This window comes from Sphaerotilus sulfidivorans, assembly GCF_013426975.1.
Lineage (GTDB): Bacteria > Pseudomonadota > Gammaproteobacteria > Burkholderiales > Burkholderiaceae_C > Sphaerotilus > Sphaerotilus sulfidivorans.
In genome coordinates this window covers 166,142-192,580 of record NZ_JACCPY010000005.1, presented here as the reverse complement: position 1 = coordinate 192,580, position 26,439 = coordinate 166,142, and the positions used below count along the sequence as shown (strand labels likewise).

Genomic DNA, 26,439 nt, shown 5'->3' with positions numbered 1-26,439 from the left:
GTGCAACAGGCGTCCAGGGATTGTTTCCGCCCCAGAGAGTTGCATGCATAAATTCACACTTCAACACAAACGCGAAAAAGTGAACTTTCCGCCTGTTGTCTCGAGGATGCACCTCAGCCGGAAGCCCCTCCCTGCGCCGCGGCCCGCGCCGCGAAGGCCGCGCGCTGCGCCGCGATCCGGTCGCGCGGGTTGACCTTGGCGACCTGCTCGTCCAGGCGCATCTCCTTGATGAAGCGGCTCGGGAAGGCGCGACGGATCTCGCGCCCACGCTTCTGGCGCAGCAGCGTCGTCACCAGCAGCGTGCGCCGCGCCCGCGTGATGCCCACGTACATCAGCCGGCGCTCCTCCTCCAGCCGTTCCACGGTCATCTCTTCCTCCTCGCGCTTGAAGGGCAGCGTGCCCTCGTTGACACCCACCAGCACGACATGCGGCCACTCCAGGCCCTTGCTGGCGTGCAGCGTCGACAGCGTGACGACGTTCTGGTCGGCCTCGCCGCGCTCGGCCAGGCTCAGGATCACGCTGATGGTCTGCGCGACGTCGAGCACGCTCTTCGTCTCGGACTGCACCTGGCCGCTGCCGTCCTCGGCGATCTCGCCGCCGCAGCGCCGCGCGATCCAGTCGATGAAGTCGAGCACATTGGACCAGCGCGCCGCCGCGACCTTGGGGTTCTCCTCGCTGTCGAGCAGGTGCTGCTCGAAGCCCAGCTCGCCCAGCCATTCCATCAGCATCGGCCGCGCCGCCTCGGCGCCCACGGTGTGGCGGGCGCGGTACTCGAGGTCGTTCACGTAGCGGCCGAACTCGTGCAGCGAGCCCACCGCCTTGGCCGAGAGCGCCGTGCCGATCGACTCCTGGAACAGCGCCTCGAACAGGCTCACGCGCCACTTGCCGGCGAAGTCGCTCAGGGCCGCCAGCGTCGTGTGGCCGATGCCGCGCTTCGGGGTGGTGATCGCGCGCAGGAAGGCCGGGTCGTCGTCCTGGTTGACCAGCAGCCGCAGCCAGGCGCACAGGTCCTTGATCTCGGCGCGGTCGAAGAAGCTCTGGCCGCCGGAGACCTTGTACGGGATCTGCGCCTTGCGCAGCGCCTCTTCCAGCTTGCGGCTCTGGTGGTTGGCGCGGTAGAGGATGGCGAAGTCGCGCCACTCGGTCGAGCCGGTGTGCTCGCCCGCGGTGTTGGCGCGGATCGCCAGGATGCGCGCGGCCGCCCGCTCGGCCTCGTGCTCCTCCTGGTCGCACTCGATGACCTTGACCGGCTCGCCCTGGCCGAACTCGCTCCAGAGCTTCTTCTGGAAGATCTTCGGGTTCAGCGCGATGACGTTGTTCGCAGCGGTCAGGATCGCGCCGGTGGAGCGGTAGTTCTGCTCCAGCGGGATGACCTTGAGGTTCGGATAGTCCTGCGGCAGGCGCTTGAGGTTCTCGATGGTGGCGCCGCGCCAGCCGTAGATGCTCTGGTCGTCGTCGCCCACCGCGGTGAAGAGGCCCTGCTCGCCCACCAGCGCCTTGAGCAGCTCGTACTGGGTCGCGTTGGTGTCCTGGTATTCGTCGACCAGCACATGGCGCAGCGTGCGGCGCCATTTCTCGCGCGCTTCCTCGTGCTGCTGCAGCAGCTTCAGCGGCAGGCCGATCAGGTCGTCGAAGTCCACCGCCGAATAGGCCGCGAGCCGCTCCTCGTAGAGCTTCATCACCCGGGCGGCGACGCGCTCGTCGTCGTCCTGCGCGGCGGCCTCGGCCTGCTCGCAGCTCAGGCCGTTGTTCTTCCACAGGCTGATGGTCCACTGCCAGCGCCGCGCCACCGCCGCGTCGGTGGTGCCGCCGGCGTCCTTCAGCACGCCCAGCACGTCGTCGGCATCCAGGATCGAGAACTTCGGCTTCAGGCCGAGCATCTCGCCGTCCTCGCGCAGCATGCGCACGCCCAGGGAGTGGAAGGTGGCGATCACCAGATCCTTCGACGCCCGCGCGCCCACCAGCGAGCGCGCCCGCTCGCGCATTTCCTGCGCCGCCTTGTTGGTGAAGGTGATGGCACCGATCTGCTTCGGCGCGAGCCCGGCCTGCAGCAGCCGGGCGATCTTGTGGGTGATCACCCGCGTCTTGCCCGAGCCGGCGCCCGCCAGCACCAGGCAGGGGCTGTGCAGGTGGTGGACGGCTTCGAGCTGGGCGGGATTGAGGGTCGAGGGGGCGTCGGCCATGGCGGGGCTCCGGGGACGCAGCGGCAGGGACTGCGGGCGGCGATCATAGCCAGCCCTCCCCGACCCGGCCTGATGCGGCCCGATGCACAGCCGATCCGCAGGCGATCAGTAGGTCTTGTACGGCAGGAACTTGCCGCTCATCGTGATGCTGACCCGGTCGCCCTTGGGGTCGGGCTCGCGCTGCAGGTCCATGCGGAAGTCGATCGCGCTCATGATGCCGTCGCCGAACTCCTCGTGGATCAGTTCCTTGAAGGTGGTGCCGTAGACGCTGACCAGCTCGTGGAAGCGGTAGATCAGCGGATCGGTCGGCACCGAGGTCGGCAGCGAGCCCTTGTACGGCACCACCTGCAGCCAGCGCGCCTCGGCCTCGCTGAGGTCGAACAGGCGGGCGATGACCGCGGCCTGCCCGGCGTCGAGCGTCATCTGGCCCAGGCAGGCGGCGGTGACCCACTCCTTGCTGAGCCCCACCTCGCGGGCCACGTCAGACCACTTCAGGCCCTTGGCCACCTTGGTGGCGATGATCTTTTCGGTCACGTCGAGTCGGCTCATGGCGCATGCCTCCATCAGGGTCGCGGTTCAGTCGGATTCAGTCGGATGCCGCCCGGGGCCGGGCGCGCCGCACCAGGGCGGTGCAGCGGCCCACGCCGTCAGACAGGCCGACGGGAACTGCAAGCGATGTGCCTGCGCGCCGCGCGCCGTTCAGGACGAACGCTGCTCAGCCCTGCACTTCCGGCCAGACGGTGTGGAAGAACTGGCCGGCCGGGCGGTCGATGCGCTCGTAGGTGTGCGCGCCGAAGAAGTCGCGCTGCGCCTGCAGCAGGTCGGCGGGCAGACGCGCGCTGCGGAAGGCATCGAAGAAGGCCAGCGAGGCCGACATCGCCGGCACCGGCACGCCGGCCAGCATCGCCTGCGCGACCACCCGGCGCCAGGCCGGCTGCGCGCCGTTGAGCGCCGTCTCGAAGTACGGCGCCAGCATCAGGCTGGCGGGCGCCTGGCCGTCGGCATGGGCCTCGGCGATGCGGTTGAGGAACTGCGCGCGGATGATGCAGCCGCCGCGCCACAGCCGCGCGATCGCGCCCAGGTCGAGGTTCCAGCCGCGCTGCGCGCTCATCGTGCGCATCAGGTCCAGGCCCTGCGCATAGCTGACGATCTTGCTGGCATAGAGCGCCTGGCGCAGCAGCTCGACCCACTCGGCCACCGGCAGGTCGATGCGCGCCTCGGGGCCCTGCAGCCGGGTGCTGGCCACCAGCCGCGTCGCCTTCATCGACGACAGCACGCGCGCGTCCACCGCCGCGCCCATCGTGCTGACCACCACCGCGTTCTGCGCCGCGTTCATCAGCGTCCACTGGCCGGTGCCCTTCTGGCCGGCCTTGTCGAGAATGACATCGACGATCGGCGCGCCGGTGTCCGGGTCGCGCTGCGCCAGGATGCGCGCGGTGATCTCGATCAGGTAGCTGCGCAGCTCGCCGCGGTTCCACTCGTCGAAGACGGCAGCCATCGCGTCGGTGTCGAGGCCGGCGGCGCGCATCAGCGCGTAGGCCTCGCAGATCAGCTGCATGTCGCCGTACTCGATGCCGTTGTGGACCATCTTGACGTAGTGGCCCGCGCCGCCCGGGCCGATGTGCGAGACGCAGGGCTCGCCGTCGACCTTCGCGCTGATCGCCTCGAACATCGGCCGCAGCGCGGTCCAGGCCTCGACCGGACCGCCGGGCATGATGGCCGGGCCCTTGCGCGCGCCCTCCTCGCCGCCGGAGACGCCGGCGCCGACGAAGCACAGGCCGCTGGCGGCCAGCTCGGCCGAGCGGCGCTCGGTGTCGGCGAACAGGCTGTTGCCGCCGTCGACCAGGATGTCGCCGGGCGACAGCAGCGGCGCGATCTTCGCGATCACGTCGTCCACCGGCGCGCCGGCGTTGACCATCATCAGCACCTTGCGCGGCGCGGCCAGACTGTCCACGAAGTCGGCCAGCGACTCGAAGCCGTGCAGCCGCCCGGTGGTGTCATCGGCCACGCTGCGCGCCACCGCCTGTGGCGAGCGGTCATGCAGGCTGACGTCGAAGCCGTGGTCGGCGAGGTTCAGGGCCAGGCTGCGGCCCATCACCCCCAGGCCGATCAGGCCGATGGGATGCTTGGTGGTCATGCGGGAGTCCGGTTCTTTTCGGGAAAACCCTCGATTTTCCATGCAGCCCGCTGTCGACCGGCTGTCAGGGGCTCCCGTGGGGCGGGACGGGCGCGTCAGGGCTATCGACGGGCGGGCGGGGGACTTGATCGGCGGGCCCAGCGCGTGTCATGAACTTCCCGCCCGCCGTTTGATGGCGCTGAAAAGCTGAATCCATGAGCCGCAAACACCACCCGAGCGACATCAGGGTTGCAGCGTGATGCTGCGGAACGCCTGCGCCGCCATCGGCCGGTCCTTGCACGCCACGCCGTTGGTCACGACGCCGCCGTCGTCGCTCAGGAGCTGCAAGGTGCCGCCACCTCCCAGCGGCTCGAACAGCACCTCCGGCCGGAAGCCGACAAGCTCGCTGCTGTCGACGATCCGCGGCGCGTCGTGCTTCTGGCCCGACCAGCGGTACAGCGTGAACGCACCGGCGTCGGCAGCCGGCCCGGCGACGATCCAGTAACCGCGGCCGTCCAGGGCGCGCTCGATGCTGCGAACACCACGGCCGCGCAGTTCGAGCAGGATGGGCTCGCCGAAGCGTGCCTTGCGCCCAGGCGCGGCCGTCACCAGCTCCGCGGGGTTGAGCAAGGGCACCAGCAGCGCCCGGCCGTTGGGCACCGGGTTGCGGAATCCGACCAGCAGGCTGCCATCGGGCATCGCCGCCAGCCCTTCGATGTTGAGCCCGCCGGGCGCCTCGGGTGCGAGCCGCGCTGCATCGCCGAGACGCAGGCCCGCCAACGTCGGCGCGGCGGCCAGGTCGTCGAGCAGGCCGCGGTAGGGCGTTCCTGCCGGGGTGACGCCCGGCTGCGCACCCGGAACGATGTCGGTGGCGAAGAAACGCTGCCGGTCGGGCCGCACCTTGCCCTTGCTGTTGCGGCCGTGCGAGGCGATCCAGTAGATGCGCTGGCCGACAGCCGCCGCCGCTTCGAGATCCGACTCCTTGTTGCCGCTGTCGAGGAAGGCGGCAAGCGGCGCCTCGCCCACGGGCTCCGGCCGGCCGCGCCGGTAGATGCGCAAGGTGTTGTCCTCGTCGCCCGCGACGACAAAATGATCGGCATCCAGGGCGACAGCGGCCGACGCATCGCATGGACCGCGGTAGCTCATGGCGGCGGAGGCGGGTGCGCCCGACGCGGAGCCGGCGAACAGCGTCAGCGCGAGGGCCGACAACATCGAAAAGGCGTGGGGCAATGGCATGCTGATCCTTGCTTGCGGCTCAAAGCACCCGCAGCACCTCGAACTGGAGTCGCTTGGGGGCGACCTGTACCGACACCTCGTCACCCTCGCATCTGCCCAGCAGGGCCCTGCCCAACGGGGCATCGGTGCTGATGACCTGGACGATCTGAGCGCCGCTGACCAGTTGCATGCTGCCGCCATCGGGGCCGAGAAAGAGCTGCTGCTGCCTGTCTTCGGCATCGACCAGGCAGACCAGCGCACCGAGCTGGATGCCTTTGCCGGCGTCGTAGGGCAGCGGGCGGAACTGGCGCCAGCGGGCCAGTGCCTGGCGGATGGCTGCGGCGCGACGGGCTTGGCCGGTGGCCAGGTAGGCGGCTTCGAGCCCCAGGGTGTCGTACTTGTTCTCGGCGATGTTTTCTTCGTGGGTCGCCGTTGCATGGGCCTCCCGCACGGCCTCTTCGGCCTGCAGCAGGTCTTCGGAGAGCCGTTGCAGGACCTGCTGCTGCAGCAAGAATTTATCCATGGGTACGATGGGCGTATCGATATCTAGATCGGCACTGGTGCAGCAGCAACATCCGACGCGTCCAATCGAGAAGACAGGAAGGGACGGAGAATCTGTTCGGAGAAACTCTGAATTTTCTCAGCTTGGGGAACGCATACCCTTTCGACGATCTCCGCATCGGACAGAAGCCGGTAGCGTCGGTATGCCTTATATATGTGCTTGCCCCTGCCCTTATCGGGAATTTTCTCACCGTCCGGCAGCTTGGGAGAGAAACCAGGTTGATCGTACAATGCCTCGAATGCGCTTTCGAGCGACCTCAGAGGCATACAGTAGGTATCTGCCTTGGTGACGTTGCCAGTTTCTGCCTGATCTCCATCTAGGATAGCGATGACTGCATCCGCTGGCGCAAGAAATCCATGGTCTCGGTTGCGCTGCAGGAGACCAGTGACCTGCGTAACACCACCAACCGGGATGATGAGATAGCTGTAGTAAGTTGGCCTGCAATGCAGATCAATGTGGTGCTGAATGACCATTTTGGCGGATTCATCCTCCACCAAGATGTATCGATCCCAGCCGTGGAAACCGAACAGCAGACTCTTGACATACGCAAACGAACGTTCCTCCAGTATCGACTGCTCGCCAACAGCCTCCATGTAGAGCAACTCACCTTCTCGCAGCGTCTGCATGAGCGCAAGCGAGTGGCTGGTGAACACAACGTTGACAGAGAATTCCATACACAGAGCACGCAATTCATTGACCAATCGGGCCTGAGCGGCGGCGTCAAGAGAGATATCGATCTCGTCAATGAAGATGAGCCTAGGCCCTGACTGCAATCGTCTGAAAAGGTTGACGAGGAAAAATTCGCCCGAGCTGAAGTAGTCCTCTCGAACGTAGCGTTCGTCCTCGACATGGTAGAAACAGCAGGCTCCTCGTGAGAACCTCACTTCACGCAAGTCCTCGAATCGCGCATCGCCGTAGATGCGCGTCAGGAATTCGATCAGGGCTCCAGGCCGAGTATGGTTATCAAGGATAATGGCGCGGCGGATCTCATTATCCGCCTCGGAGAGCGCATGAAAATAGCTAAAGCGCTGGCCATGGGGAATCGGTAGTTCAACTGCGATCAGCGACCGCAGCGACTTCGGCACCGACTGACGAGTGCTTAGCGTGCCCACCGCCGGGTCGTAGGTAAATTCGAACGAGACACCGTCCACTGTGTAGCGAACAAAACTGCTTTGGCGCAGCGCGCCATCAGAAGTGGTACGCCGAAATGTGTCAGCCAGCGCGAAGTTCATGACCGCCTTAGCCAAGGTAGTTTTACCTGCGCCGTTGCGACCAACAATACAAAGTGGTGCGTTGCGGTCGAGGTCCAAGCAAAACGTCAGTGTCTTGATCGGCCGGACATCGTGGATATCTACTTGAAACCTCATATCACATCAACCAAAAGATCGGTGCAAAAACATGTCCACCACTGCGGCTCCGTACTTGCGCCGCAGCTTCTCTAGGTATGACTGGTCCACGGTGTTGACATAGTTCAGCAGGCCAGCAAGCCGAGCCTCGGTCTTGGCGGACCCGACCTCCAGCATTTTATTGAACCGTTCGCGGTCCCGAAGGTACAGGTGAAGCATGGTTTCAATCTCATCCTTGACAGAGGTGTCAACGGAGATCGTCCTGTTCGGGAGGAGCACCATGCCCAGCAACTTGATCTTTCCACCGACGTGCAGGTACTTCGATTTACCACGGTGCAACCGCAGCTCACCCCGGAACATCCGATCGAGCAGCTCATTGAGAGCAACCTCTCCCTCTTGCACTGCAGAGCGCTCGCCCGACGACAGAACTATGTCATCGGCGTAGCGTGTGTAGATCACACCAAGCTGCTGACAACGTGCGTGAAAGGCAGCATCGAAGGGATACAGCGCAGCGTTGCTGAGACCCGGAGAAGTCGAGAACCCGATCGGCACAGCGTCATCCACGCATAGCAGGTCCAGCACATGCTCCAGATGGTCTGACAAATCTGCGATGGGGATCTCCGCCATCGCGTTGGTGATCGTCTCGCGCACGATGCCGCGCGTGAGACTAGGGAAGAACGACTCGATGTCTGTGACGAAAAAATGGCGACTCGGTGCATGCTGCTCGACAGCGGCACGGGCACTGACTCCCTTTCGGTACGAGAACACGGACTTCTCATGAACCGGCAGGAAGTCAACCAGAAATAGGCGCAGGAAGCTGTGATAAGCCCGGAGGCGTTCGCTCGGGCTGACCAGTTCACGTCGCTTGGCACCCTGCCGGATGTGAGTGCGCCCAAGGTCGTCCTCAGACGCTTCGCGCATGAAATCCGCAAAGGAGCGCTTGCCATGGAACATGGCTTCAAACAGCGTCTTCAACGGCTTTTTCACAATGGGCATGGCGGACGTATCGGGTGGACGGGGTTGTAGCTTTGCGCTAGCATAGCTTCATGCTGGCTGACTAGGAGTATCTCCGGTCGCACAGGCCAGCCTCTAGGCCGTCTGAATCTACTTGTGTGATGCGCTTGACCCAGGGTGAGCCGGGACAGGTGCTCACACAAGGCGTAGATCGGTACATCAGCGCAACAATGTCCCAAAACATCGTGTAAGCCGGTACTGTCCGATCAACGATCAAGATTCCCCAGCCAACAAAAAAGGGCCCGAAGGCCCTTCCTCTGCCGACGCAACCCGCGTCACTCCACCGTCACCGACTTCGCCAGATTGCGCGGCTTGTCCACATCCGTCCCGCGAGCGCAGGCGGTGTGATACGCCAGCATCTGCAGCGGCACGACGTGCAGGATCGGGCTGAGCGCGCCGTAGTGCTCGGGCATGCGGATGACGTGCACGCCCGGCTCGTTCTCGATGCGCGTGTCGGCGTCGGCGAAGACGAACAGCTCGCCGCCGCGCGCGCGCACTTCCTGCATGTTGCTCTTGAGCTTTTCCAGCAGCTGGTCGTTCGGCGCGACCGTGACCACCGGCATCGAGGCGTCGACCAGCGCCAGCGGGCCGTGCTTGAGCTCGCCTGCGGGATAGGCCTCGGCGTGGATGTAGCTGATTTCCTTGAGCTTGAGCGCGCCTTCCAGCGCGATCGGGTAGTGGCGGCCGCGGCCCAGGAACAGCGCGTTCTGCTTGGGCGTGAACAGCTCGGCCCAGGCGATGATCTGCGGCTCCAGCGCCAGCACCGACTGCACGGCGGCCGGCAGGTGGCGCAGGTTGCGCAGGCCGGCTTCCACGCCGGTCTCGGGGATGGAGCCGCGCTGCTTGGCCAGCACCAGCGTCAGCAGGAACAGCGCGACCAGCTGCGTCGTGAAGGCCTTGGTCGAGGCCACGCCGATCTCGGCGCCGGCGTGCGTGATGAAGGCCAGCTTGCACTCGCGCACCATCGCGCTGGTGCCGACGTTGCAGACGGTCAGCGTGTGCTCCATGCCCAGCGAGCGCGCATGCTTGAGCGCGGCCAGCGTGTCGGCGGTCTCGCCGCTCTGGCTGATGGTGACCACCAGCGTCTTCGGGTCGGGCACGCTCTCGCGGTAGCGGTACTCGCTGGCGATCTCGACCGCGCACGGGATCTTGGCGATCGACTCCAGCCAGTACTTGGCGGTCAGGCCGCTGTAGGAGCTGGTGCCGCAGGCCAGGATCAGCACCTTGTCGATCTGCGAGAACACCTCGGCGGCGCCGTCGCCGAACAGGTCCGGCGTGATCGCCTCGATGCCCTCGAGCGTGTCGGCGATGGCGCGCGGCTGCTCGAAGATCTCCTTCTGCATGTAGTGGCGGTACGGGCCCAGCTCGGCCGCGCCGCTGTGGGCGTTGACCGTCTTGACCGGACGCTCGACGCGCAAGCGCGCGCCGCCTTCGCCGCGGGCGGTGATCCAGTACTTGCCCTGCTGCAGGTCGACCGCGTCGCCCTCTTCCAGGTAGATGATCTGGTCGGTCACGCCGGCCAGCGCCATCGCGTCGGAGGCGAGGAAGGTCTCGCCCTGGCCGACGCCCAGCACCAGCGGCGAGCCCTCGCGGGCGCCGACGACGCGCTGCGGCTCGTCCTGGCAGAAGACCGCGATCGCGTAGGCGCCCTTCAGGCGCGGCAGCGCGGCCTCGACCGCGGCGAACAGATCGCCGTCGTACAGCGAGTCGACCAGGTGCGCGATGACCTCGGTGTCGGTCTGGCTGAGGAACTCGTAGCCACGGCCCCTGAGTTCGGCGCGCAGCTCGTCGTGGTTCTCGATGATGCCGTTGTGCACCAGCGCGATGCGGCCGGCGCGCGCGCTCTTGGCCTCCAGGCCCGGGCCATGCGAGAAATGCGGGTGGGCGTTGTGCACCGCCGGCGCACCATGCGTGGCCCAGCGGGTGTGCGCGATGCCGATCAGGCCCTCGACGCCTTCCTGCGCGACCTGGGCATCCAGCTCGGCCACCCGCGAGGTGCTGCGGGTGCGGCGCAGGCCGCCGCCCTGATGCACCGCGACGCCGCAGGAGTCATAGCCGCGGTACTCGAGCCGCTGCAGACCCTGGATCAGGATGGGAACAATGTTGCGCTGACTGACCGCGCCGACGATGCCGCACATGGGTGGTTTCCCTTGGAAAGTGGAAGCAGGCCCGCATGGTAGGCAGAGATTCGTGAAATGAATGAGCAAAAAATTATCTTTTTTGCCCGAAAACATCCCATTGCAAATGCAACGCAATAAGATGCCACTCAAAAGCATTTCTTGAGGATTTTTTTCATGTCGACCCTCATCCCGGTGGACGCCATCGACCTGAAGCTGCTCGACGAGCTGCAGCGTGACGCCTCACGCTCGAACCAGGCGATCGCCGAGGCGGTCCATGTCTCGGCCGCGACCAGCCTGCGCCGCGTCAAGCGGCTGACCGATGCGGGCGTCATCGAGCGCACGGTGGCCATCCTGTCGCCCGAAGCGCTCGGCCACGGCCTGACCGCGATCGTCGAGATCACGCTCGACCGCCAGGCCATCGACCGCATCGAGGCCTTCGAGGCCCGGGCGGTGGCCGAGCCCGGCGTGCAGCAGTGCTACCGCACCCAGGGCGGCCCGGACTTCGTGCTGATCGCGCAGGTCGCCGACATGCCGGCCTACCAGGCGCTGGCGCAGCGCCTGTTCACCAGCGACGTGAACGTGCGCAATGTGCGCTGCTTCTTCAGCGTGCACCGCGCCAAGAGCGGCCTGCAGCTCACATTGCCCGCGAAGCCGCGCGACTGAAAGCCGTCCGATCAGCGTGCGATCAGCGCCCGCGCAGCCGCGTCAGCCAGCCCTGCGGCGGGCGGGCGGCGCGCTCGCGCGCCAGCCAGGCGTCGTAGACCGCACGCCGGGCCGGATCGCTCAGCACCGCATGCGCCAGCCGGCGGTCGTCGGCGCGCCGCTGCGCGGAGCGGGTCTCGTCGGCCGCGCCCGCACGGGCGGCCTGCGGCTTGAGACGCTCGGCAGGAGGAAGCGGCGGCAGCAGATCGGCCGAGACCCGGTGCCAGGCGATCTCGATCTCCGCCTCGGTGCAGTCCTCGGCCAGACCGAGGCGCTGATAGTGGGTCGGCTCGAACGGCAGGCCGGCACCGGTGGCGATCGCCGCAGCCGGCGCGCTGGAGGCCGACGCGGCCGGCACGGTCGCCTTGCCGGTCAGGCTGTGCCACAGCCCGCTCAGTCCGCTGCCGGCCGACGGGTTCATTTCTTCGCCTTGACCGGGCGGGCCCAGCCGCCGATGCCGATCTGCTTGCCGCGCGCGACCGCCAGCTCGCCGGCGCCGACGTTCTTCGTGATCGTCGAGCCGCCGCCGACGGTGGCACCGGCGCCGACGGTGATCGGCGCGACCAGCACGCAGTTCGAGCCGATGTGCACATCGTTCTCGATGACGGTGCGGTGCTTGTTGGCGCCGTCGTAGTTGGCGGTGATGCTGCCGGCGCCGTAGTTGACGCGCTCGCCCACGGTGGCGTCGCCCAGGTAGGCCAGGTGATTGGCCTTGGCGCCATCGGCCAGCGTCGAGTTCTTGACCTCGACGAAGTTGCCGATGTGCACCTCGCGGCCCAGCCTGGCGCCCGGGCGCAGCCGCGCGAACGGCCCGACCAGCGCGCCCTCGCCGACCTCGGCGCCAGCGGCCTCGCCGTCGATGCAGGTGAAGGGGTGGATGACCGCGCCGGCGGCGATGCGGGCGTTGCGGATCACGCAGTTGGCGCCGATCTGCACATCGTCGCCCAGCTCGACCGAGCCCTCGAAGACGCAGTTGACATCGATGGCGACATCGCGGCCGGTGCGCAGCGTGCCGCGCAGGTCGAAGCGCGCCGGGTCCATCAGCCGCACGCCGGCCTCCATCAGCCTCTCGGCCTGCTCGCGCTGGAAGCGGCGCTCCAGGTCGGCGAGCTGCACCGGGCTGTTGACGCCCAGCACCTCGGTCTCGCCGGTGGCCTGGGTCGCGACGACCGGCACGCCGTCGGCCACCGCCATCGCGACGATGTCGGTCAGGTAGTACTCCTTCTGGGCGTTGTCGTTGCTCAGCCGGGCCAGCCAGCGCTTCAGGTGCGCGGTGGGCGCGGCCATCATGCCGGTGTAGCCCTCGCGGATCTGGCGCTGCTCAGGGGTGGCGTCCTTGTGCTCGACGATGGCGCGAACCGCCTCGCCTTCGCGCACGATGCGGCCGTAGCCGGTCGGATCGGCCAGCACGACCGTCAGCAGCACCAGACGCTCGCCGGCGCAGGCCTGGATCAGCGCCTTGGCGGTTTCCGCCTTGACCAGCGGCACGTCGCCGTTCAGGATCAGCGTGGTCCCCGACTCGGGAAGCTCCGGCACCGCCTGCTGCACCGCGTGGCCGGTGCCGAGCTGCGGCTCCTGGCGCACGAAGGCCAGCGGCGCCTCAGGCAGCGCGCGGCGCATCGCCTGCTCGACCTGTTCGGCCCCGTGACCGGTCACGGTGATCAGCCGCTCCGCCCCCAGACCGATGCCGGTCTCGAGGACATGCTGCAATAGGGGCCGACCGGCAAGCGGGTGCAGCACCTTCGGGCGGGCAGACTTCATCCGCGTGCCCTTGCCAGCGGCCATGATCACAACATCGAGCGACATGCGCAGATCCTCTCTCAAGCGTGTTCCGTGTGTTCCGGACGGTGTGGAATCGCGGATTATCCGGATTGGCATGGCACTGGCACGACTTCCGCGCCTTAAGTGCGTCAAGTGGTCGCGACTCCTGCCGGTTTTGGCGCTGACGATGCTGCTGGGCGCCTGCAGCAGCGTCGGTCTGGCCTACCGGCAGGCCGACACGCTGGCCTGGTGGTGGCTGGACCGGCGCCTCGACTTCGACGACGCGCAGGCGCCGCGGGTGCGCCAGGCGCTGACGCAGTGGCTGGACTGGCATCGCCGCCACCCGCTGGCGCTGGCCGAGGATGTCGCGCTGATCGAGGAGATCGCGCGCGAGGCCGGCGCCGACACCCGCCCGGAGCGGCTGTGCCGCTGGTGGCAGCAGCTGCGCGAGCGCCAGCAGCTGCATCTGCAGACGCTGGCCGGCGGCGCGATGGCCGATGTGCTGGCCGGGCTGAGCGAGGCGCAGCTGCGCCACCTGCAGCAGGCGCTCGACGAGGACAACCGCGACTGGCGCGAGCGCTTCGTGCGCGGCGATGCCGACCAGCGCCAGCGCGCCTCGCGCGAGCGGCTGATCGAGCGCGCCGAGACCTTCTACGGCCGGCTGGATGCGGCGCAGCGCCGGCTGGTCGCCGAAAGGCTGCGCGCCTCGCCCTGGGATGCGGCGCGCTGGCAGCTCGAGCGCGAGCGCCAGCAGCGCGACCTGATCGAGACCCTGCAGGCGCTGCGCACGCTGCAGGCGCCGGAGCGCGAGCGCCGCACCGCGCTGCTGCAGGCCTGGGCCCGGCGCACGCTCGAGCCGGACGATCCGCAGGCGCGCCAGTACCGCGAACAGCTGCAGCGCTTCCAGTGCGAGCTGATCGCCGAGCTGCACAACCGCACCGACGCCAGCCAGCGCCGCGAGGCCGCCACACGGCTGCAGGGCTGGGCCCGCGACCTGCGCGCGGCCGGCGCCGCCACCGCTACGGCAGCTGGATCGTGACGCGGCGCGTGCCCGGCGGCAGGTCCGGAAAGCCCTGCAGGCCGGCCTCGAACATCAGCGGCAGCAGATCGGGGCTGGTGTGGCGCGCCTCATGCTCGATGCGGATCTCGACCAGACGCTCGCGGCTGGCGCGGTCGACCAGCAGCATCAGCAGCTGCTGGCGCTCGTGCACATCCTGCCAGCCGAAGCCGGCCCCGAAGCCCACGCCCGAGCCGATCACGACCGAGCCGTGAATGCGGCGGTCCGGTGGCGGCGGCGCGCGGCGCACCGGCGCGAAGGGCCCCGGCCAGGGATCGGCAAACGGCGACAGCACCCGGCTGAAGCGGCTGTCGAGCTGCACCAGCACCTCGACCTGGGCCGGCGTGGCTGCGGCCACGAAGCCGACCCGCTCCAGCGCCTGCGCCGCCGCCTGCTCCAGCCGCTGCTGCGCGGCCGGATCGGCCTGCTGCGAGGGCAGCCGATCGAAGGCATAGGCACCGGCGCGGCGGCCGCTCGGCCACGCGCCGAAGCTCGCCACATCGACGACGCTCTGCTTCAGCAGCGCGCAGCCGGGCAGCAGCGCGGCCAGCGGCGCCAGCGCACCCAGCGCCAGCAGGCGTCGGCGTCCGGGCCGGGCGCCCGCGTCGTTCGAAGGGGCAGACATCGGCAGTCTCCTCGGATCAGTCCTGAGCGGGCAGGAAGGGCGACGACGGGCTCAGCGTGCGGCGCAGCGCCTCCAGCGAGATCGCGGCCTCGGCCGGCAGTCCCGCCTCGGCGGCGGCCGGCGTCGCGCAGGCGTCGTCGTCCTCGTCATCGTCATGGTCGAAGGCCTTGTCGCCCATCGGGTCGGCCTGGCCGGTCGGGCGGATGGTCTCGAAGGGAAAGAGCTTGCGGTCCATCAGGTGCGACGGGACCACATGGCTGAAGGCGCGGTGCATGTTGTCGATGCGGCCCGGGAACTTCTGGTCCCACTCGCGCAGCATCTTCCTGACCTGCACGCGCTGCAGGTTCTCCTGGCTGCCGCACAGCGTGCACGGGATGATCGGGAACTGGCGGTGCGCGGCCCAGCGCTCGATGTCGGTCTCGGCGACATAGGCCAGCGGACGGATCACGGTGTGGCGGCCGTCGTCGCTGACCAGCTTCGGCGGCATGCCCTTCAGGCGGCCCTGGAAGAACAGGTTCAGGAAGACGGTGCCGAGGAAGTCGTCGCGGTGGTGGCCAAGCGCGATCTTGTTGGCGCCCAGCTCGCCGGCGACCCGGTACAGGATGCCCCGGCGCAGCCGCGAGCACAGGCTGCACATCGTGTCGCCCTCGGGAATCACGCGCTTGACCACCGAGTAGGTGTCCTGGTTCTCGATGTGGAAGTCGACGCCGCGGCTCTTCAGGTAGGCCGGCAGCACCTCGGCCGGGAAGCCCGGCTGCTTCTGGTCGAGGTTGACCGCGACGATCGAGAAGTTGATCGGCGCGCGCTGCTGCAGGTTCAGCAGGATGTCGAGCAGCGAGTAGCTGTCCTTGCCGCCCGAGAGGCAGACCATGACCCGGTCGCCCTCCTCGATCATGTTGTAGTCGGTGATCGCCTGACCGACCTGGCGGTGCAGGCGCTTGGACAGCTTGTTGATCTCGTGGGCGGCGCGGCGTTCGGCCTCGGTGGGCGGCGCGGCCGAAGTCGGGACGGAGGTGGATTCGGAGGTCTGCATGATGGGCGGAATTGGATGGGCGGAATTGTCGGTCCAAGCGCATCACCCCGGACAGGCCGATGGCGAGCGGCTGTCACAGGCCCGCCACGGCGGCGCGCTAGCGTGCTGCGCATCCTTCCCCCCACGAGCCCGACCGATGAGCCAGACCCCGACCGATGACGAGCTGATGCGCCGCCTGCACCGCGACCTGCGCGACGATCTGGACGAGGAGATCGAGCTGGAGTTCGAGGACCGCCATCTCGACGCGCTGGCCGCTGCCGAGGGCCGGCCGAGCACCGATGGCGACGCGCAGTCGCGCCAGCTCTACTTCCGCGAGCTGCTGCGCCTGCAGGCCGAGCTGGTGCGGCTGCAGGACTGGGTGGTGGCGACGAAGCACAAGGTCGTCATCCTGTTCGAGGGCCGCGACGCCGCCGGCAAGGGCGGCGTGATCAAGCGCATCACCCAGCGCCTGAATCCGCGTGTCTGCCGGGTCGCCGCGCTGCCGGCGCCCAACGACCGCGAGCGCACCCAGTGGTATTTCCAGCGCTATGTCTCGCACCTGCCCGCCGGCGGCGAGATCGTGCTGTTCGACCGCTCCTGGTACAACCGCGCCGGCGTCGAGCGGGTCATGGGCTTCTGCACCGACGACCAGTACGAGGAGTTCTTCCGCTCCGCGCCGGAGTTCGAGCGCATGCTGGTGCGCTCCGGCATCCAGGTCATCAAGTACTGGTTCTCGATCTCGGACGACGAGCAGCGCGTGCGCTTCCTGGCGCGCATCCACGACCCGCTGAAGCAGTGGAAGCTCAGCCCGATGGACCTGGAATCGCGCCGGCGCTGGGAGGACTACACCAAGGCCAAGGAGGTGATGCTCGAGCGCACCCACATTCCGGAGGCGCCGTGGTGGATCGTGGCCGCCGACGACAAGAAGCGCGCGCGCCTGAACTGCATCCACCATCTGCTCGGCCAGATGCCCTACCAGGAGGTCGAGCAGCCGCTGATCGCGCTGCCCGAGCGCGAGCACCACGAGGACTACACCCGCAATCCGGTCGCGCCGGAGCTGTTCGTGCCCGAGGTCTACTGAGCGGGCCGGGCGCGGCGGCTCACCACTGCCCGGTCTCGATGCGGATCGCGACCTCGCAGTCGTCGAAGATCTCCAGCTTGGCGATCTTCACCCGCACGCCCAGCACGCCGGGCAGGTCCATCAGCCGCGCAGCGACCTTGCCGATCAGGCTCTCGAGCAGGTTGACATGCCGGGCGGTGCATTCCTCGATGACGATGGAGCGCACCCGGCGGTAGTCGAGCACATGGGTGAGATCGTCGTCGCGCGGATGCAGCGGCTGGCTGCCGAGGTTGAGCTCGACATCGACCGCGATCGGCTGGGGCGCCTCCTTCTCGTGCTCGAGCACGCCCAGGTTGGCGTCGAAGCGCAGGCCGGTGAGCGTCAGGATCTGGGTGCCGCGGGTGGTGGACATGGAAAAGGCTCGAGTTCCTACAATCGGCGGGTGAATGCCGCCTCTTCCCCCAGTGTAGCCAGCGACGCGCTGGCCCTCCTCATCGCCGACGAGATCCGCCAGAACGGCGGCTGGATCGGCTTCGAGCGCTTCATGGCGCTGGCGCTGTACCAGCCGGGCCTGGGCTACTACAGCGGCGGCGACCGCCAGTTCGGCGCCCTGCCCGCCTCGGGCAGCGACTTCGTGACCGCGCCGGAGCTCTCCGGGCTGTTCGGCCGCGCGGTGGCGCGCCAGCTCGCGCAGGCGCTCGATGCCACCGGCACCGCCGAGCTGTGGGAATTCGGCGCCGGCTCGGGCGCGCTGGCCGCGCAGCTGCTGGGGGCGCTGGGCGACCGGATCCGCCGCTACACCATCGTCGACCTCTCGGGCACGCTGCGCGAGCGCCAGCGCCAGACCTGCGCCGCGCGGGTGCCGCAGCATCTCGACAAGCTGCACTGGGCCGATGCGCTGCCCGAGCGCTTCGAGGGCGTGGTCGTCGGCAACGAGGTGCTCGACGCGATGCCGGTCATGCTGCTGCACTGGGACGGCGCGCAGTGGCTGGAGCGCGGCGTGACGCTGGACGCGCAGGGCGGCTTCGCCTGGGCCGACCGGCCGACGGCGGAACGCCCGCCGGTGGAAGGCCCCTTCCTGCCCGGCACCGTCACCGAGCTGCCGCGCCAGGCCAGCGGCTTCATCCGCACGCTGGCGGCGCAGCTCGCGCGCGGCGCGGCCTTCTTCGTCGACTACGGCTTCCCGGAGCACGAGTTCTATCACCCGCAGCGCACCGGCGGCACGCTGATGTGCCACCGCGGCCACCAGGCCGACGCCGATCCGCTGGTCGATGTCGGCCGCAAGGACCTGACCGCGCATGTCGACTTCACCGCGGTGGCGCTGGCCGGGCAGGACGCCGGGCTGGAGGTGCTGGGCTACACCTCGCAGGCGCGCTTTCTCTTCAACTGCGGCCTGCTCGCCGACCTGGAGGGCGCCGACCTGCGCGAGCGCGCGATGGCGCAGAAGCTCGTCACCGAGCATGAGATGGGCGAGCTGTTCAAGGTGGTCGGCTTCGTGACGCCGGCCGAGCTGTTCGACCCGATCGGCTTCGCCGCGGGCGACCGCAGCCACACGCTCTGATCGGAGCCCAACGATGCGCTGGCTGATCGTCTTCGTGCTGACCTGCCTGGTCTGGAACGGCCTGCAGCCCTGGCTGGAGCGCATCGGCCTGGGCCGGGTGCCGGGCGACTTCAGCGTGCGCATCGGCCGCCGGCGCTGGCACTTCCCGCTCGGCTCGAGCCTGCTGATCACGCTGGTCGGGCTGGCGCTGATGCGCTGGCTCTGAACCGGCGCCGAATCAGCCGGGCACCGCCGCCGCCACCGCCGCGATGCGCGCCTGCTGCAGCGCCTGACCGATCGCCGGGCCCTTCAGGCCGCGCGCCAGCGCCTCGGCGCTGACCGCGCCGGAGTCGACCGCGCGCGCCGCGGCCAGCGCGCCGCGCAGCCGGTCGGCCTGCGGATAGGGCCGCTCCTCGAAGCCGAGCCGGCCACGCGCGTCGCACTCGCAGGCCTGCAGCGCCTGCTCGAAGCGCTCGGGCCGGCGCCAGGCGTCGCAGCGGTCGAAGAGCCGCACCAGCGCCTCCGCACCGAAGCCGGCGCTGGCGTGCAGATTGCCGTGCTCGCGCGCGACCAGCTCGGCCAGCTCGCGGCACTCGACCGGCACGCGCAGCCGCGCCGCCAGCGGCCCGAGCAGCTTCACGCTGCGGCCCTCATGGCCGAGGTGGCGCGGCAGGATGTCGGCCGGCGTCGTGGCCTTGCCCAGGTCGTGCACCAGGCAGGCGAAGCGCACCGGCAGCGCGGTGCCCAGCCGCTCGGCCATGTCGAGCACCATCATCAGGTGCACGCCGGTGTCGATCTCCGGGTGGTAGTCGGCGCGCTGCGGCACGCCGAACAGCGCATCCACCTCCGGCAGCAGCCGCGCCAGCGCGCCGCAGTCGCGCAGCACCTCGATCATGCGCGAGGGCCGCGCCTCCATCAGCCCGCGCGACAGCTCCTGCCAGACCCGCTCCGGGACCAGCGCGTCGACCTCGCCGGCCTCGACCATCACACGGCACAGCGCCAGCGTCTCCGGCGCGACCGAGAAATCGGTGAACCGTGCCGCGAAGCGCGCCAGCCGCAGGATGCGCACCGGATCCTCGGCAAAGGCCGATCCGACATGGCGCAGCACCCGCGCCGCGAGGTCGGCCTGGCCACCCCAGGGATCGACCAGCGTGCCGTCTTCGGCCTGCGCCATCGCGTTGATCGTCAGATCGCGGCGCGAGAGGTCGTCCTTCAGCGTCACCTCCGGCCCGGTGCGGAAGACGAAGCCGTGGTAGCCGGGGCCGGTCTTGCGCTCGGTGCGCGCCAGCGCGTATTCCTCATGGGTGCGCGGATGCAGGAAGACCGGGAAGTCGCGCCCTACCGGCAGGTAGCCGGCCGCGCCCATGGCCTCGGGCGTGGCGCCGACCACCACCCAGTCCCGATCGCCCGACGGGCGGCCCAGCAGGCGGTCGCGCACCGCCCCTCCAACCAGAAACACTTTCATGGGCCCATTCTCGCCGCCGCCGCCATCCGAGGCGAGACCCGAGGCGATGCGCGAATTGATCATTTGAAGCGGGTCAGAAACGCGGGATTTCCATACCCGGGAGTGCAGGGTGTATCAAGCATCACACAAGGCGCACCCATGACCCGGGGATGGTACGTAGCTGTAGCGAGATGCTTCAATAATCACCAAACACTTCGCCGTACCAATTGTGAGCGTCAGTCGATTGCCGGGTCGGCGCAGCGTGATGGGAGAAGCAGTCATGTCCGCAACCTCGAAACCGCAGCGCTGGCGCACCGCCCTGGCCGGTGCGGCGCTGGCCTGCGCCGGCGCCGCCGCGCAGGCGGCCTACACCGAGCAGGAAGCCCTGGGCGGCGATCCGAACGACGCGATCTCGATCCCGCAGGATCTGGGCACGCTGACCAATGGCGGCCTGCTGCAGGTCGACGGCTCGCGCCTGACCACCACCGGCGGCGGCAGCTCCTCCGACTTCTACAGCTTCACGCTGGCCGAGCAGATGTGGGTCACCTTCACGCTGACCCCGGACAGCGCCAGCGCCATGCCGGTGCTGGGCCTGTTCCAGGGCAGCTCGGTGGCCACCGGCACGCTGGCCTCGGCGACCGATGACGACGCCGGCGACAGCGTCAGCCGTCTGACCTTCAACATGAAGCTGTCGGCCGGCACCTACTACACCGCGGTCATGGGCTACCGCGCGCACTGGTGGGACTTCGACGGCGGCGGCGATGCCGGCTGGGACTACCGCCTGAAGCTGAGCGGCTGGACGCCGGCCGCACCGGTGCCGGAAGCCTCGACGCTGGCGATGATGGTGGCCGGCCTGGGCCTGCTCGGCCTGGCCAGCCGCCGGCGCCGCAGCGCGGCCTGATCCGGCCCGGCTCCCCTGGCCCCCCCCCCACTTCACCGTCATGCCCGCGAAGGCGGGCACCCACGAGGGGCAGGAGGCCAAGGTGAGCGTGGATCCTCGCCTTCGCGAGGATGACGGTGGAGAGAGGCGGGACGCGCCGTTGGCGCAGCCCTCGGCTTCAGCGCCGGGCCGAGCGGCGCCGGTCGGCGTCCGTCAGGCCGGCCTGCAGGATCGGCGCCATCACCGCGCCCACGCCGGCGGGCCGGATGCCCAGCGACTCCAGCCCCGGCCGCCGGCCGGTGGCGACATTGGGCACCTTCATCGAGTCGATGTTGTCACCCGACATCAGCGGCTCGCCCGGCAGCAGGCCGAGCGCGGCCGCCTGCAGCCGGCCAGCCCAGTCGGGCAGCGGCAGCACCGCACGCTCATGACCGCTCCAGCGCCCGGACAGGCGCACCAGCTGCGCCAGCGTGCAGACCTCCGGGCCGGCGCACTCGATCACCTGGCCGACCGTCGCCCGGTCGAGCAGGCAGCGCACCAGGGCCGCAGCCACATCCTCGACCCAGACCGGCTGGAAACGCGCGCCGGCCCCGGCCAGCGCCATCACCGGCGCCAGCGCCTGCAGCCGCGCGAACAGGCGGATGAAGCGGTCGTCGGCCCCGAAGATCACGCTCGGACGCAGGATCGTCAGCTCCAGGCCGGCCGCGCTGCGCAGCACCTGCTCGCCGGCGGCCTTGCTGCGCAGATAGCGCGACGGGGCCGACTGCGGATCGCCCTCGGGCACGCCCAGCGCGCTGACATGGACGAGCCGCGGCACACCCGCACGCAGGCAGGCCGCGGCGATGCGCTGCGGCAGCACGACATGCGCCGCCTCGAACTGCGCGGCGCTGCCGTGCAGGATGGCCACCAGATTGACCACCGCATCGGCGCCCTGCATCAGGCGCTCGAGCGTGGCCGGATCATGCACATCGGCGGCGATGCGCTGCACCGTCGGCAGCGTCGCGAGCGCGACGCCCCGACTCGGGCGACGGCTCGGCACGACAATGGCGCAGCCGGCGGCGGCCGGCTCGGCCGCCCAGCGGGCCGCCAGCGAGCGGCCGACAAAACCGGTTCCGCCCAGGATCAGCAGCTTGCGAAAAGCCATGGTGAAGAATCCTCGGAAAGCATCGGTCAGGGCAGCTGGCGGTTCTCCGCCGGCGCCTCGGTCGGACGCGGGCCGATGGCCGGCTGCAGGCGCGGCTTGAGCGTGACCTGCGCGCGCCCGGCCATCAGCGCGCCGTAGTAGCTGGCGTTCGACAGCACCTTCTTCACATAGTCGCGGGTTTCGGTGAAGGGAATGTTCTCGGCCCAGGCGGCCACTTCCATGACCGGGCCTTCGCGCCAGCGCCGCGGCCGGTTCGGGCCGGCGTTGTAGCCGGCCGCCGCCAGCGCCTGCGAGCCGCCGAAGTCGTCGAGCACCAGCTTCAGGTAGCCGGTGCCGAGCTTCAGGTTGGTCGACTTGTCGGCGATCTGCGCATCGGTGTAGGGCATGCCCAGGCGGCGGGCGGTCCAGCGCGCGGTGGCCGGCATGACCTGCATCAGGCCGGAGGCGCCGGCGCCGGAGCGCGCATCGGTCACGAAGCGCGACTCCTGGCGGATCAGGCCGTAGACATAGGCCGGATCGACCCCGACCTCCCGGGCGGCGGCCAGCACATCCTCGCGGAAGGGCGTGGGAAAGCGCTGCGCCATGTCGACTTCCTGGCGGGTGCGCTCGCTGGTGTTGATGCAGCGGTCCCAGACCGCGTTGTCGCAGGCGTGCTGCGCGGCGGCCAGCAGCTGGCGGTCGCTCATGTCGCGCAGCGAGAAGTTCCACTCGCGCACGCCCTCGCTGCGCAGGCCCAGGCCGATCATCGCCAGCGCCCGGTCCAGGCCGGGATGGCGCACCGCCTGCGCCCGCTCCGCGGCGGACAGCGGTGCCGGGCGGGCGGGAAGCTGCTGCGGCCGGCCCAGATCCTCGGCGGCGAGCTTGCCGTAGAAGCTGTACTGGCCGGCGATGCGCTCAAGCAGCGCGGCCGCGCCCGGCTGGGCGGTGGCCTGCAGCGCACGCGCCTTCCAGTAGATCCAGGCCTCGTCGGCCTGCGCGGTGCGGCTCATCGCGTCGATCGCCTCGAGGATGCGGCTCCAGCGGCCCGCATCCTCGCTGCGCAGCGCGGCGCGCACCCGCCAGGCCAGGGATTCGTCATTCCACTCGACCTCGCGCTCGGCCAGACCGGCACGGCGGAACCAGCCGTCGGCCTCGGGCATCAGCTTCATCGCGGCCTGGCGCGCGACCGCACCCCAGGCCCAGGACTGCGCCTCGGCCGGCAGCTGCGCCTGCCAGCGCGCCTGCAGCTCGGTGGCGGCCAGCGCCGGATCGGTCGCGGCCAGCCGCGCCAGCGCCATCAGCGTCAGCTCCAGACCCGGACGGGTGCCGACATCGGCGCGCCGGGCCAGGAAGCGCTGCGGCTGCTCGAGAATCTCGCCGAGCGCCGAGCTGTCCTGATCGAGCAGGCTCAGCGCCTGGCGCGCGGCGGCCGTGCGCCTGGCCTCGGCCGCCTGGCGGGCCTTGAGCCACACATCGGCCGGCGCGAACTGGCGGGCCTCCAGCAGCGCGGCCACCAGCAGCGTGCAGCCGTCGCCACCGTCGCGCTGCGCGAACCAGGCGCTGCGGGCCGCCGCGCGCACATCCTCGCCGGCCTGGTGGCGCAGCAGCAGCGCATAGCAGCTCACCTCGCGATCATCGTTCATCCGGAAGCGCGGATGATCGACAGCGAAGTTGCGCCAGTCGCGCCGCCGGCCCAGCTCGAGCAGCCAGTCGTTGCGCAGCCGGTCTTCCACATAGCTGCCCGGCCAGCGGGCATAGAAGGCCTCCAGCTCGGGCTGCGCGGCCTCGGCCAGGCGCAGGTTCAGATCCCAGTAGTCGGCCCACATCGCCAGCGGATGGCCGGCCTCGACCAGCGCGTCGCGGTGCGCACGCAGCCGGGCCCGGTCACGCTTTCGCCAGGCCTCGCGCGCCTGCGCCAGGCGCTCGTCGAGCTGGCGCATCGGCGCGGTGCGGGTCGACAGGGAGCTCTCGACGATGCCGGCGGCGTCGACGCTCTGGGCGGAACAGGATTGCGGCAGCAGCGGCAGGCTGACCGCGGCCAGCAGCGCCAGGATCGCGCCCGCCGGGCCGCGGCGGGAAAGGGTCGGTCGTGTCATGGGGGCCGGGTCGGCAGGAAGGAAATCCAGTGTAGGCCAGGCCCCAAACACGAGGCCCGTGCCGGGTTGCCGCGGTGCGTCAAAGCCACGCACAATCAGGCGATCATCCTGCCGCCTTCAAGCACCATGCCGACCTTCAAGCTGCCCGATCCGCCCCGCGACAAGGCCGTGCTGCGCAAGCAGCTGCAGGCCGAGCGCATGTCGATGAGCGACCGCCACCAGCGCTCGGTGCATCTGCAGGAGGTGCTGATGGTCTGGCTGCTGACCCGGCGCGAGCGCACCATCGGCGCGTTCTGGTCGATCAAGGGCGAGTTCGACGCGCTGCCGGCGCTCTACCGCTGGAGCGAATCCGACCCCTCGCGCCGCATCGGCCTGCCGGTCATCGACAAGAAGACACGCCAGCTGCGCTTCCATGTCTGGTACCCGGGCTGCCCGATGGAGGAGGATGCCTACGGCATTCTCAAGCCCAAGGACACCGAGGAGTTCCACCCCGAGCTGCTGCTGGTGCCCTGCGTCGGCTTCGGGCCGAAGGGCGTGCGCCTGGGCTACGGCGGCGGCTTCTACGACCGCACGCTGGCCTCGCTCGACCCGATGCCCTACACCGCCGGCATCGGCTACGGCCACGGCTTCATTCCCTGGCTCGAGGCCGAACCGCACGACGTGCCGCTCGACGCGATGCTGACCGAGGAAGGCACGGTCTGGCAGCGCGACGCCTGAGCCTGCACCGAACGGACACCGAACGGACAAAGGCGCCCCGGAAAGGGGAGCGGCCGTGGCAGTTGCCTGCCACGGCCGCGGTCTCTCTCCCCGACGCTCTCCCCCCGGGCGCTTGAGGCCGCCCGGTCACCCCGCAATCGGATCCCGATCCGGGTCCGGGATCAGAACTTGTAGCCGACGCCCACGCCGACCAGCACCGGATCGACCTTGATCTTGCCCAGCGTGGTGCCGGCAGCGCTCAGGTCGGTGCGGATCCAGACCTTCTTGACGTCCAGGTTGACCGACCAGTTCTTGTCGATGGCGAAGTCGGTGCCGATCTGCAGCGCGCCGCCGAAGCTGTTCTTGTCGATCGACAGGCCCGCAGGCAGATCGACGTTCGAGAAGCGGGTGTAGTTCAGGCCGGCGCCGACATAGGGCTTGATCGCGCCCAGGCCCAGGTCGGTGAAGTGGTACTGCAGCGTCAGGGTCGGCGGCAGGTGCTTGAGCGTGCCGACCTTGGTGCCACCCGCCTTGACATCCTGCTTCTGCGGATAGGTCAGGATCAGCTCGGCGGCCAGGTTCGGCGAGATGAAGTAGGTGAAGTCGACTTCCGGCAGCACCTTGCTGTTGATGCCGACGTCGAGGCCGGGAATGCTGTCCTTGTTGGCCGGATCCAGGTGGACCACGCGGGCACGCATCACCAGATCGCCAGCCGCGTTCTGGGCCGAGGCGAGCGGCGTGGCGACGAGGGCAGCAACGGCAGCGAGGGCGAGGCAGGTCTTGTTCATGGCGGGCTCCTGAGGGAATTCGGTTTCCGGCACCTCCTTGGCACCGGGCATGAATCCATTGGAGCCTGACGCGCCGCCTGTCGACTTGCGGCGGCTCAAGTCGCGGCCTGCGTGCGCCTCAGGGCGCAGCCGGCTTGACCTGCGTCAGAGGTGCGCCTGCAAGCTGTCGCTTTTGCGCATCACACGCCACGCACCGGCGCCTCAGGCCTTCGGCAGCAGCTCGAGCCGGCGGCAGATCTCCAGCACCGTCGCGCTGGCGTTCATCGTGTAGAAGTGCAGCGCCGGCACGCCGGCGCAGCGCAGCTGCTCGCACAGGTCGGTCACCACGTCCAGGCCGAAGGCGCGGATCGAGGCGCTGTCGTCGCCGAAGCTCTGCAGGCGCAGGCGGATCCAGCGCGGCACTTCGGCGCCGCAGCTGTCGGCGAAGCGCAGGATGCCGCTGGAGTTGGTGATCGGCATGATGCCGGGCACCACCGGAATGTCCGCGCCCAGCGCCTGCGCCTCCTCGACGAAGCGGAAATAGGCATCCGAGTTGAAGAAGAACTGCGTGATCGCCGAGTCGGCACCGGCGCGGGCCTTGGCCGCGAAGGCCTGCAGGTCGGCCTGCGGCGACTTCGCCTGCGGATGCATCTCGGGATAGGCCGCCACCTCGATGTGGAAGTGGTCGCCGGTCTCGGCGCGGATGAAGCTCACCAGGTCGCTGGCGTGGCGGAACTCGCCCATCGGGCCGAAGCCGCTGGGCAGGTCGCCGCGCAGCGCGACGATGCGCTTCAGACCCATCGCCTTGAACTGCGCCAGACGCTCGCGCACCGACTCGCGCGTCGCGCCGACGCAGGTGAAGTGCGAAGCCGCCTCGCGGCCCTCGTCGAGAATGGCCTGGACGGCGCCGATCGTGCCGTCCTGCGTGCTGCCGCCGGCGCCGTAGGTCACCGAGCAGAACTGCGGCTCCAGCACATAGAGCTCGCGGCGCACCTGCGCCAGCCTGGCCGTACCCTCGGGCGTCTTCGGCGGGAAGAATTCGAGACTCAGCGGCAGCGAGGCTGCGGGGGTCGTCGTCATGGGAGAAGTCTCCAGCGGGAGAAGAGGTCGTCGGCGCGAC

25 protein-coding genes are annotated in these 26,439 nt (G+C 69.2%); 7 read left to right on the top strand and 18 right to left on the bottom strand.

Annotated elements, in window-relative coordinates; all coding sequences use genetic code 11:
* Positions 1–113: 113 nt before the first annotated feature.
* The 8 genes from HZU84_RS05275 to glmS form a co-directional block, all read right to left on the bottom strand.
* The gene (locus HZU84_RS05275; protein WP_149504890.1) at positions 114–2,183 is read right to left on the bottom strand and encodes an ATP-dependent helicase; all 2,070 of its coding nucleotides are present in this window, start codon (positions 2,181–2,183) and stop codon (positions 114–116) included.
* Between the two features lie 105 nt (positions 2,184–2,288).
* Positions 2,289–2,732 (bottom strand): cyanase, encoded by a 444-nt coding sequence (cynS, locus tag HZU84_RS05270; RefSeq protein ID WP_149504891.1) that lies wholly within the window; start codon positions 2,730–2,732, stop codon positions 2,289–2,291.
* 166 nt (positions 2,733–2,898) lie between these two features.
* Positions 2,899–4,320 carry an NADP-dependent phosphogluconate dehydrogenase gene (gene gndA / locus HZU84_RS05265; RefSeq protein ID WP_149504892.1) on the bottom strand — a complete coding sequence of 474 codons (1,422 nt, stop codon included), beginning with the start codon at positions 4,318–4,320 and terminating at the stop codon, positions 2,899–2,901.
* Positions 4,321–4,542: 222 nt separating this feature from the next.
* A complete protein-coding gene (locus HZU84_RS05260) occupies positions 4,543–5,535 on the bottom strand; it encodes a DUF3616 domain-containing protein (RefSeq protein WP_180692803.1) in 993 nt (330 codons plus the stop codon).
* Between the two features lie 19 nt (positions 5,536–5,554).
* Complete coding sequence (locus HZU84_RS05255) at positions 5,555–6,037, bottom strand: GreA/GreB family elongation factor (protein WP_149504894.1); 483 nt, start codon at positions 6,035–6,037, stop codon at positions 5,555–5,557.
* 23 nt (positions 6,038–6,060) lie between these two features.
* A complete protein-coding gene (locus tag HZU84_RS05250) occupies positions 6,061–7,386 on the bottom strand; it encodes an AAA family ATPase (RefSeq protein ID WP_244954358.1) in 1,326 nt (441 codons plus the stop codon).
* Positions 7,387–7,449: 63 nt separating this feature from the next.
* Positions 7,450–8,418, bottom strand: coding sequence for a reverse transcriptase domain-containing protein (locus HZU84_RS05245; protein WP_149504896.1), 969 nt, complete (start codon positions 8,416–8,418; stop codon positions 7,450–7,452).
* Between the two features lie 293 nt (positions 8,419–8,711).
* Positions 8,712–10,574 carry a glutamine--fructose-6-phosphate transaminase (isomerizing) gene (gene glmS, locus HZU84_RS05240; RefSeq protein WP_149504897.1) on the bottom strand — a complete coding sequence of 621 codons (1,863 nt, stop codon included), beginning with the start codon at positions 10,572–10,574 and terminating at the stop codon, positions 8,712–8,714.
* Positions 10,575–10,730: 156 nt separating this feature from the next.
* On the opposite strand from glmS, the gene HZU84_RS05235 reads away from it, so the two are divergent.
* A complete protein-coding gene (locus HZU84_RS05235) occupies positions 10,731–11,219 on the top strand; it encodes an Lrp/AsnC family transcriptional regulator (protein WP_149504898.1) in 489 nt (162 codons plus the stop codon).
* A gap of 22 nt (positions 11,220–11,241) precedes the next feature.
* On the opposite strand, the gene HZU84_RS05230 is transcribed toward HZU84_RS05235, so the two are convergent.
* A complete protein-coding gene (locus HZU84_RS05230; RefSeq protein WP_149504899.1) occupies positions 11,242–11,679 on the bottom strand; it encodes a hypothetical protein in 438 nt (145 codons plus the stop codon).
* Entirely contained in the window at positions 11,676–13,064 is a 1,389-nt protein-coding gene (gene glmU / locus HZU84_RS05225; protein WP_149504900.1) for a bifunctional UDP-N-acetylglucosamine diphosphorylase/glucosamine-1-phosphate N-acetyltransferase GlmU, read from the bottom strand. The genes HZU84_RS05230 and glmU overlap by 4 nt, the downstream gene beginning before the upstream one ends.
* Positions 13,065–13,206: 142 nt before the next feature.
* On the opposite strand from glmU, the gene HZU84_RS05220 reads away from it, so the two are divergent.
* The gene (locus HZU84_RS05220; protein ID WP_149504901.1) at positions 13,207–14,058 is read left to right on the top strand and encodes a DUF6279 family lipoprotein; all 852 of its coding nucleotides are present in this window, start codon (positions 13,207–13,209) and stop codon (positions 14,056–14,058) included.
* On the opposite strand, the gene HZU84_RS05215 is transcribed toward HZU84_RS05220, so the two are convergent.
* Together HZU84_RS05215 and ttcA are read right to left on the bottom strand one after the other, a co-directional pair.
* Complete coding sequence (locus HZU84_RS05215) at positions 14,039–14,701, bottom strand: DUF4136 domain-containing protein (RefSeq protein ID WP_149504902.1); 663 nt, start codon at positions 14,699–14,701, stop codon at positions 14,039–14,041. The genes HZU84_RS05220 and HZU84_RS05215 overlap by 20 nt on opposite strands.
* 16 nt (positions 14,702–14,717) lie before the next feature.
* Entirely contained in the window at positions 14,718–15,734 is a 1,017-nt protein-coding gene (gene ttcA, locus HZU84_RS05210) for a tRNA 2-thiocytidine(32) synthetase TtcA (RefSeq protein WP_149504903.1), read from the bottom strand.
* Positions 15,735–15,870: 136 nt separating this feature from the next.
* Here ttcA and ppk2 point away from each other — a divergent pair, with 136 nt between their 5' ends.
* A complete protein-coding gene (gene ppk2, locus HZU84_RS05205; protein ID WP_149504904.1) occupies positions 15,871–16,794 on the top strand; it encodes a polyphosphate kinase 2 in 924 nt (307 codons plus the stop codon).
* 19 nt (positions 16,795–16,813) lie between these two features.
* Here ppk2 and HZU84_RS05200 read toward each other — a convergent pair whose 3' ends face one another.
* Positions 16,814–17,185 (bottom strand): dihydroneopterin aldolase, encoded by a 372-nt coding sequence (locus tag HZU84_RS05200; RefSeq protein WP_149504905.1) that lies wholly within the window; start codon positions 17,183–17,185, stop codon positions 16,814–16,816.
* A gap of 30 nt (positions 17,186–17,215) precedes the next feature.
* Here HZU84_RS05200 and HZU84_RS05195 point away from each other — a divergent pair, with 30 nt between their 5' ends.
* Positions 17,216–18,334, top strand: a complete 1,119-nt coding sequence (locus HZU84_RS05195; protein ID WP_149504906.1) for a class I SAM-dependent methyltransferase — start codon at positions 17,216–17,218, stop codon at positions 18,332–18,334.
* A 13-nt stretch (positions 18,335–18,347) separates the two neighbouring features.
* Positions 18,348–18,539: a DUF2905 domain-containing protein gene (locus HZU84_RS05190; protein WP_149504907.1), complete on the top strand. Its 192-nt coding sequence runs from the start codon at positions 18,348–18,350 to the stop codon at positions 18,537–18,539.
* Positions 18,540–18,551: 12 nt separating this feature from the next.
* On the opposite strand, the gene HZU84_RS05185 is transcribed toward HZU84_RS05190, so the two are convergent.
* Positions 18,552–19,778: a multifunctional CCA addition/repair protein gene (locus HZU84_RS05185; RefSeq protein WP_149504908.1), complete on the bottom strand. Its 1,227-nt coding sequence runs from the start codon at positions 19,776–19,778 to the stop codon at positions 18,552–18,554.
* A gap of 259 nt (positions 19,779–20,037) precedes the next feature.
* On the opposite strand from HZU84_RS05185, the gene HZU84_RS20465 reads away from it, so the two are divergent.
* Positions 20,038–20,658, top strand: coding sequence for a PEP-CTERM sorting domain-containing protein (locus HZU84_RS20465; RefSeq protein ID WP_244954359.1), 621 nt, complete (start codon positions 20,038–20,040; stop codon positions 20,656–20,658).
* Positions 20,659–20,815: 157 nt separating this feature from the next.
* Here HZU84_RS20465 and HZU84_RS05175 read toward each other — a convergent pair whose 3' ends face one another.
* Positions 20,816–21,781 (bottom strand): complex I NDUFA9 subunit family protein, encoded by a 966-nt coding sequence (locus HZU84_RS05175; RefSeq protein WP_149504909.1) that lies wholly within the window; start codon positions 21,779–21,781, stop codon positions 20,816–20,818.
* Positions 21,782–21,807: 26 nt separating this feature from the next.
* A complete protein-coding gene (locus HZU84_RS05170; protein WP_149504910.1) occupies positions 21,808–23,856 on the bottom strand; it encodes a lytic transglycosylase domain-containing protein in 2,049 nt (682 codons plus the stop codon).
* Between the two features lie 126 nt (positions 23,857–23,982).
* Between HZU84_RS05170 and HZU84_RS05165 the strand changes: the two genes are divergently transcribed.
* Positions 23,983–24,573 (top strand): 5-formyltetrahydrofolate cyclo-ligase, encoded by a 591-nt coding sequence (locus tag HZU84_RS05165; protein ID WP_149504911.1) that lies wholly within the window; start codon positions 23,983–23,985, stop codon positions 24,571–24,573.
* Positions 24,574–24,734: 161 nt separating this feature from the next.
* Here the strand turns inward: HZU84_RS05165 and HZU84_RS05160 are convergent, their stop codons facing one another.
* Positions 24,735–25,340: an OmpW/AlkL family protein gene (locus HZU84_RS05160; protein WP_149504912.1), complete on the bottom strand. Its 606-nt coding sequence runs from the start codon at positions 25,338–25,340 to the stop codon at positions 24,735–24,737.
* 201 nt (positions 25,341–25,541) lie between these two features.
* On the bottom strand, positions 25,542–26,399 hold the full coding sequence (gene metF / locus HZU84_RS05155; RefSeq protein WP_149504913.1) for a methylenetetrahydrofolate reductase [NAD(P)H]: 858 nt from the start codon (positions 26,397–26,399) through the stop codon (positions 25,542–25,544).
* Positions 26,400–26,439: the final 40 nt, after the last annotated feature.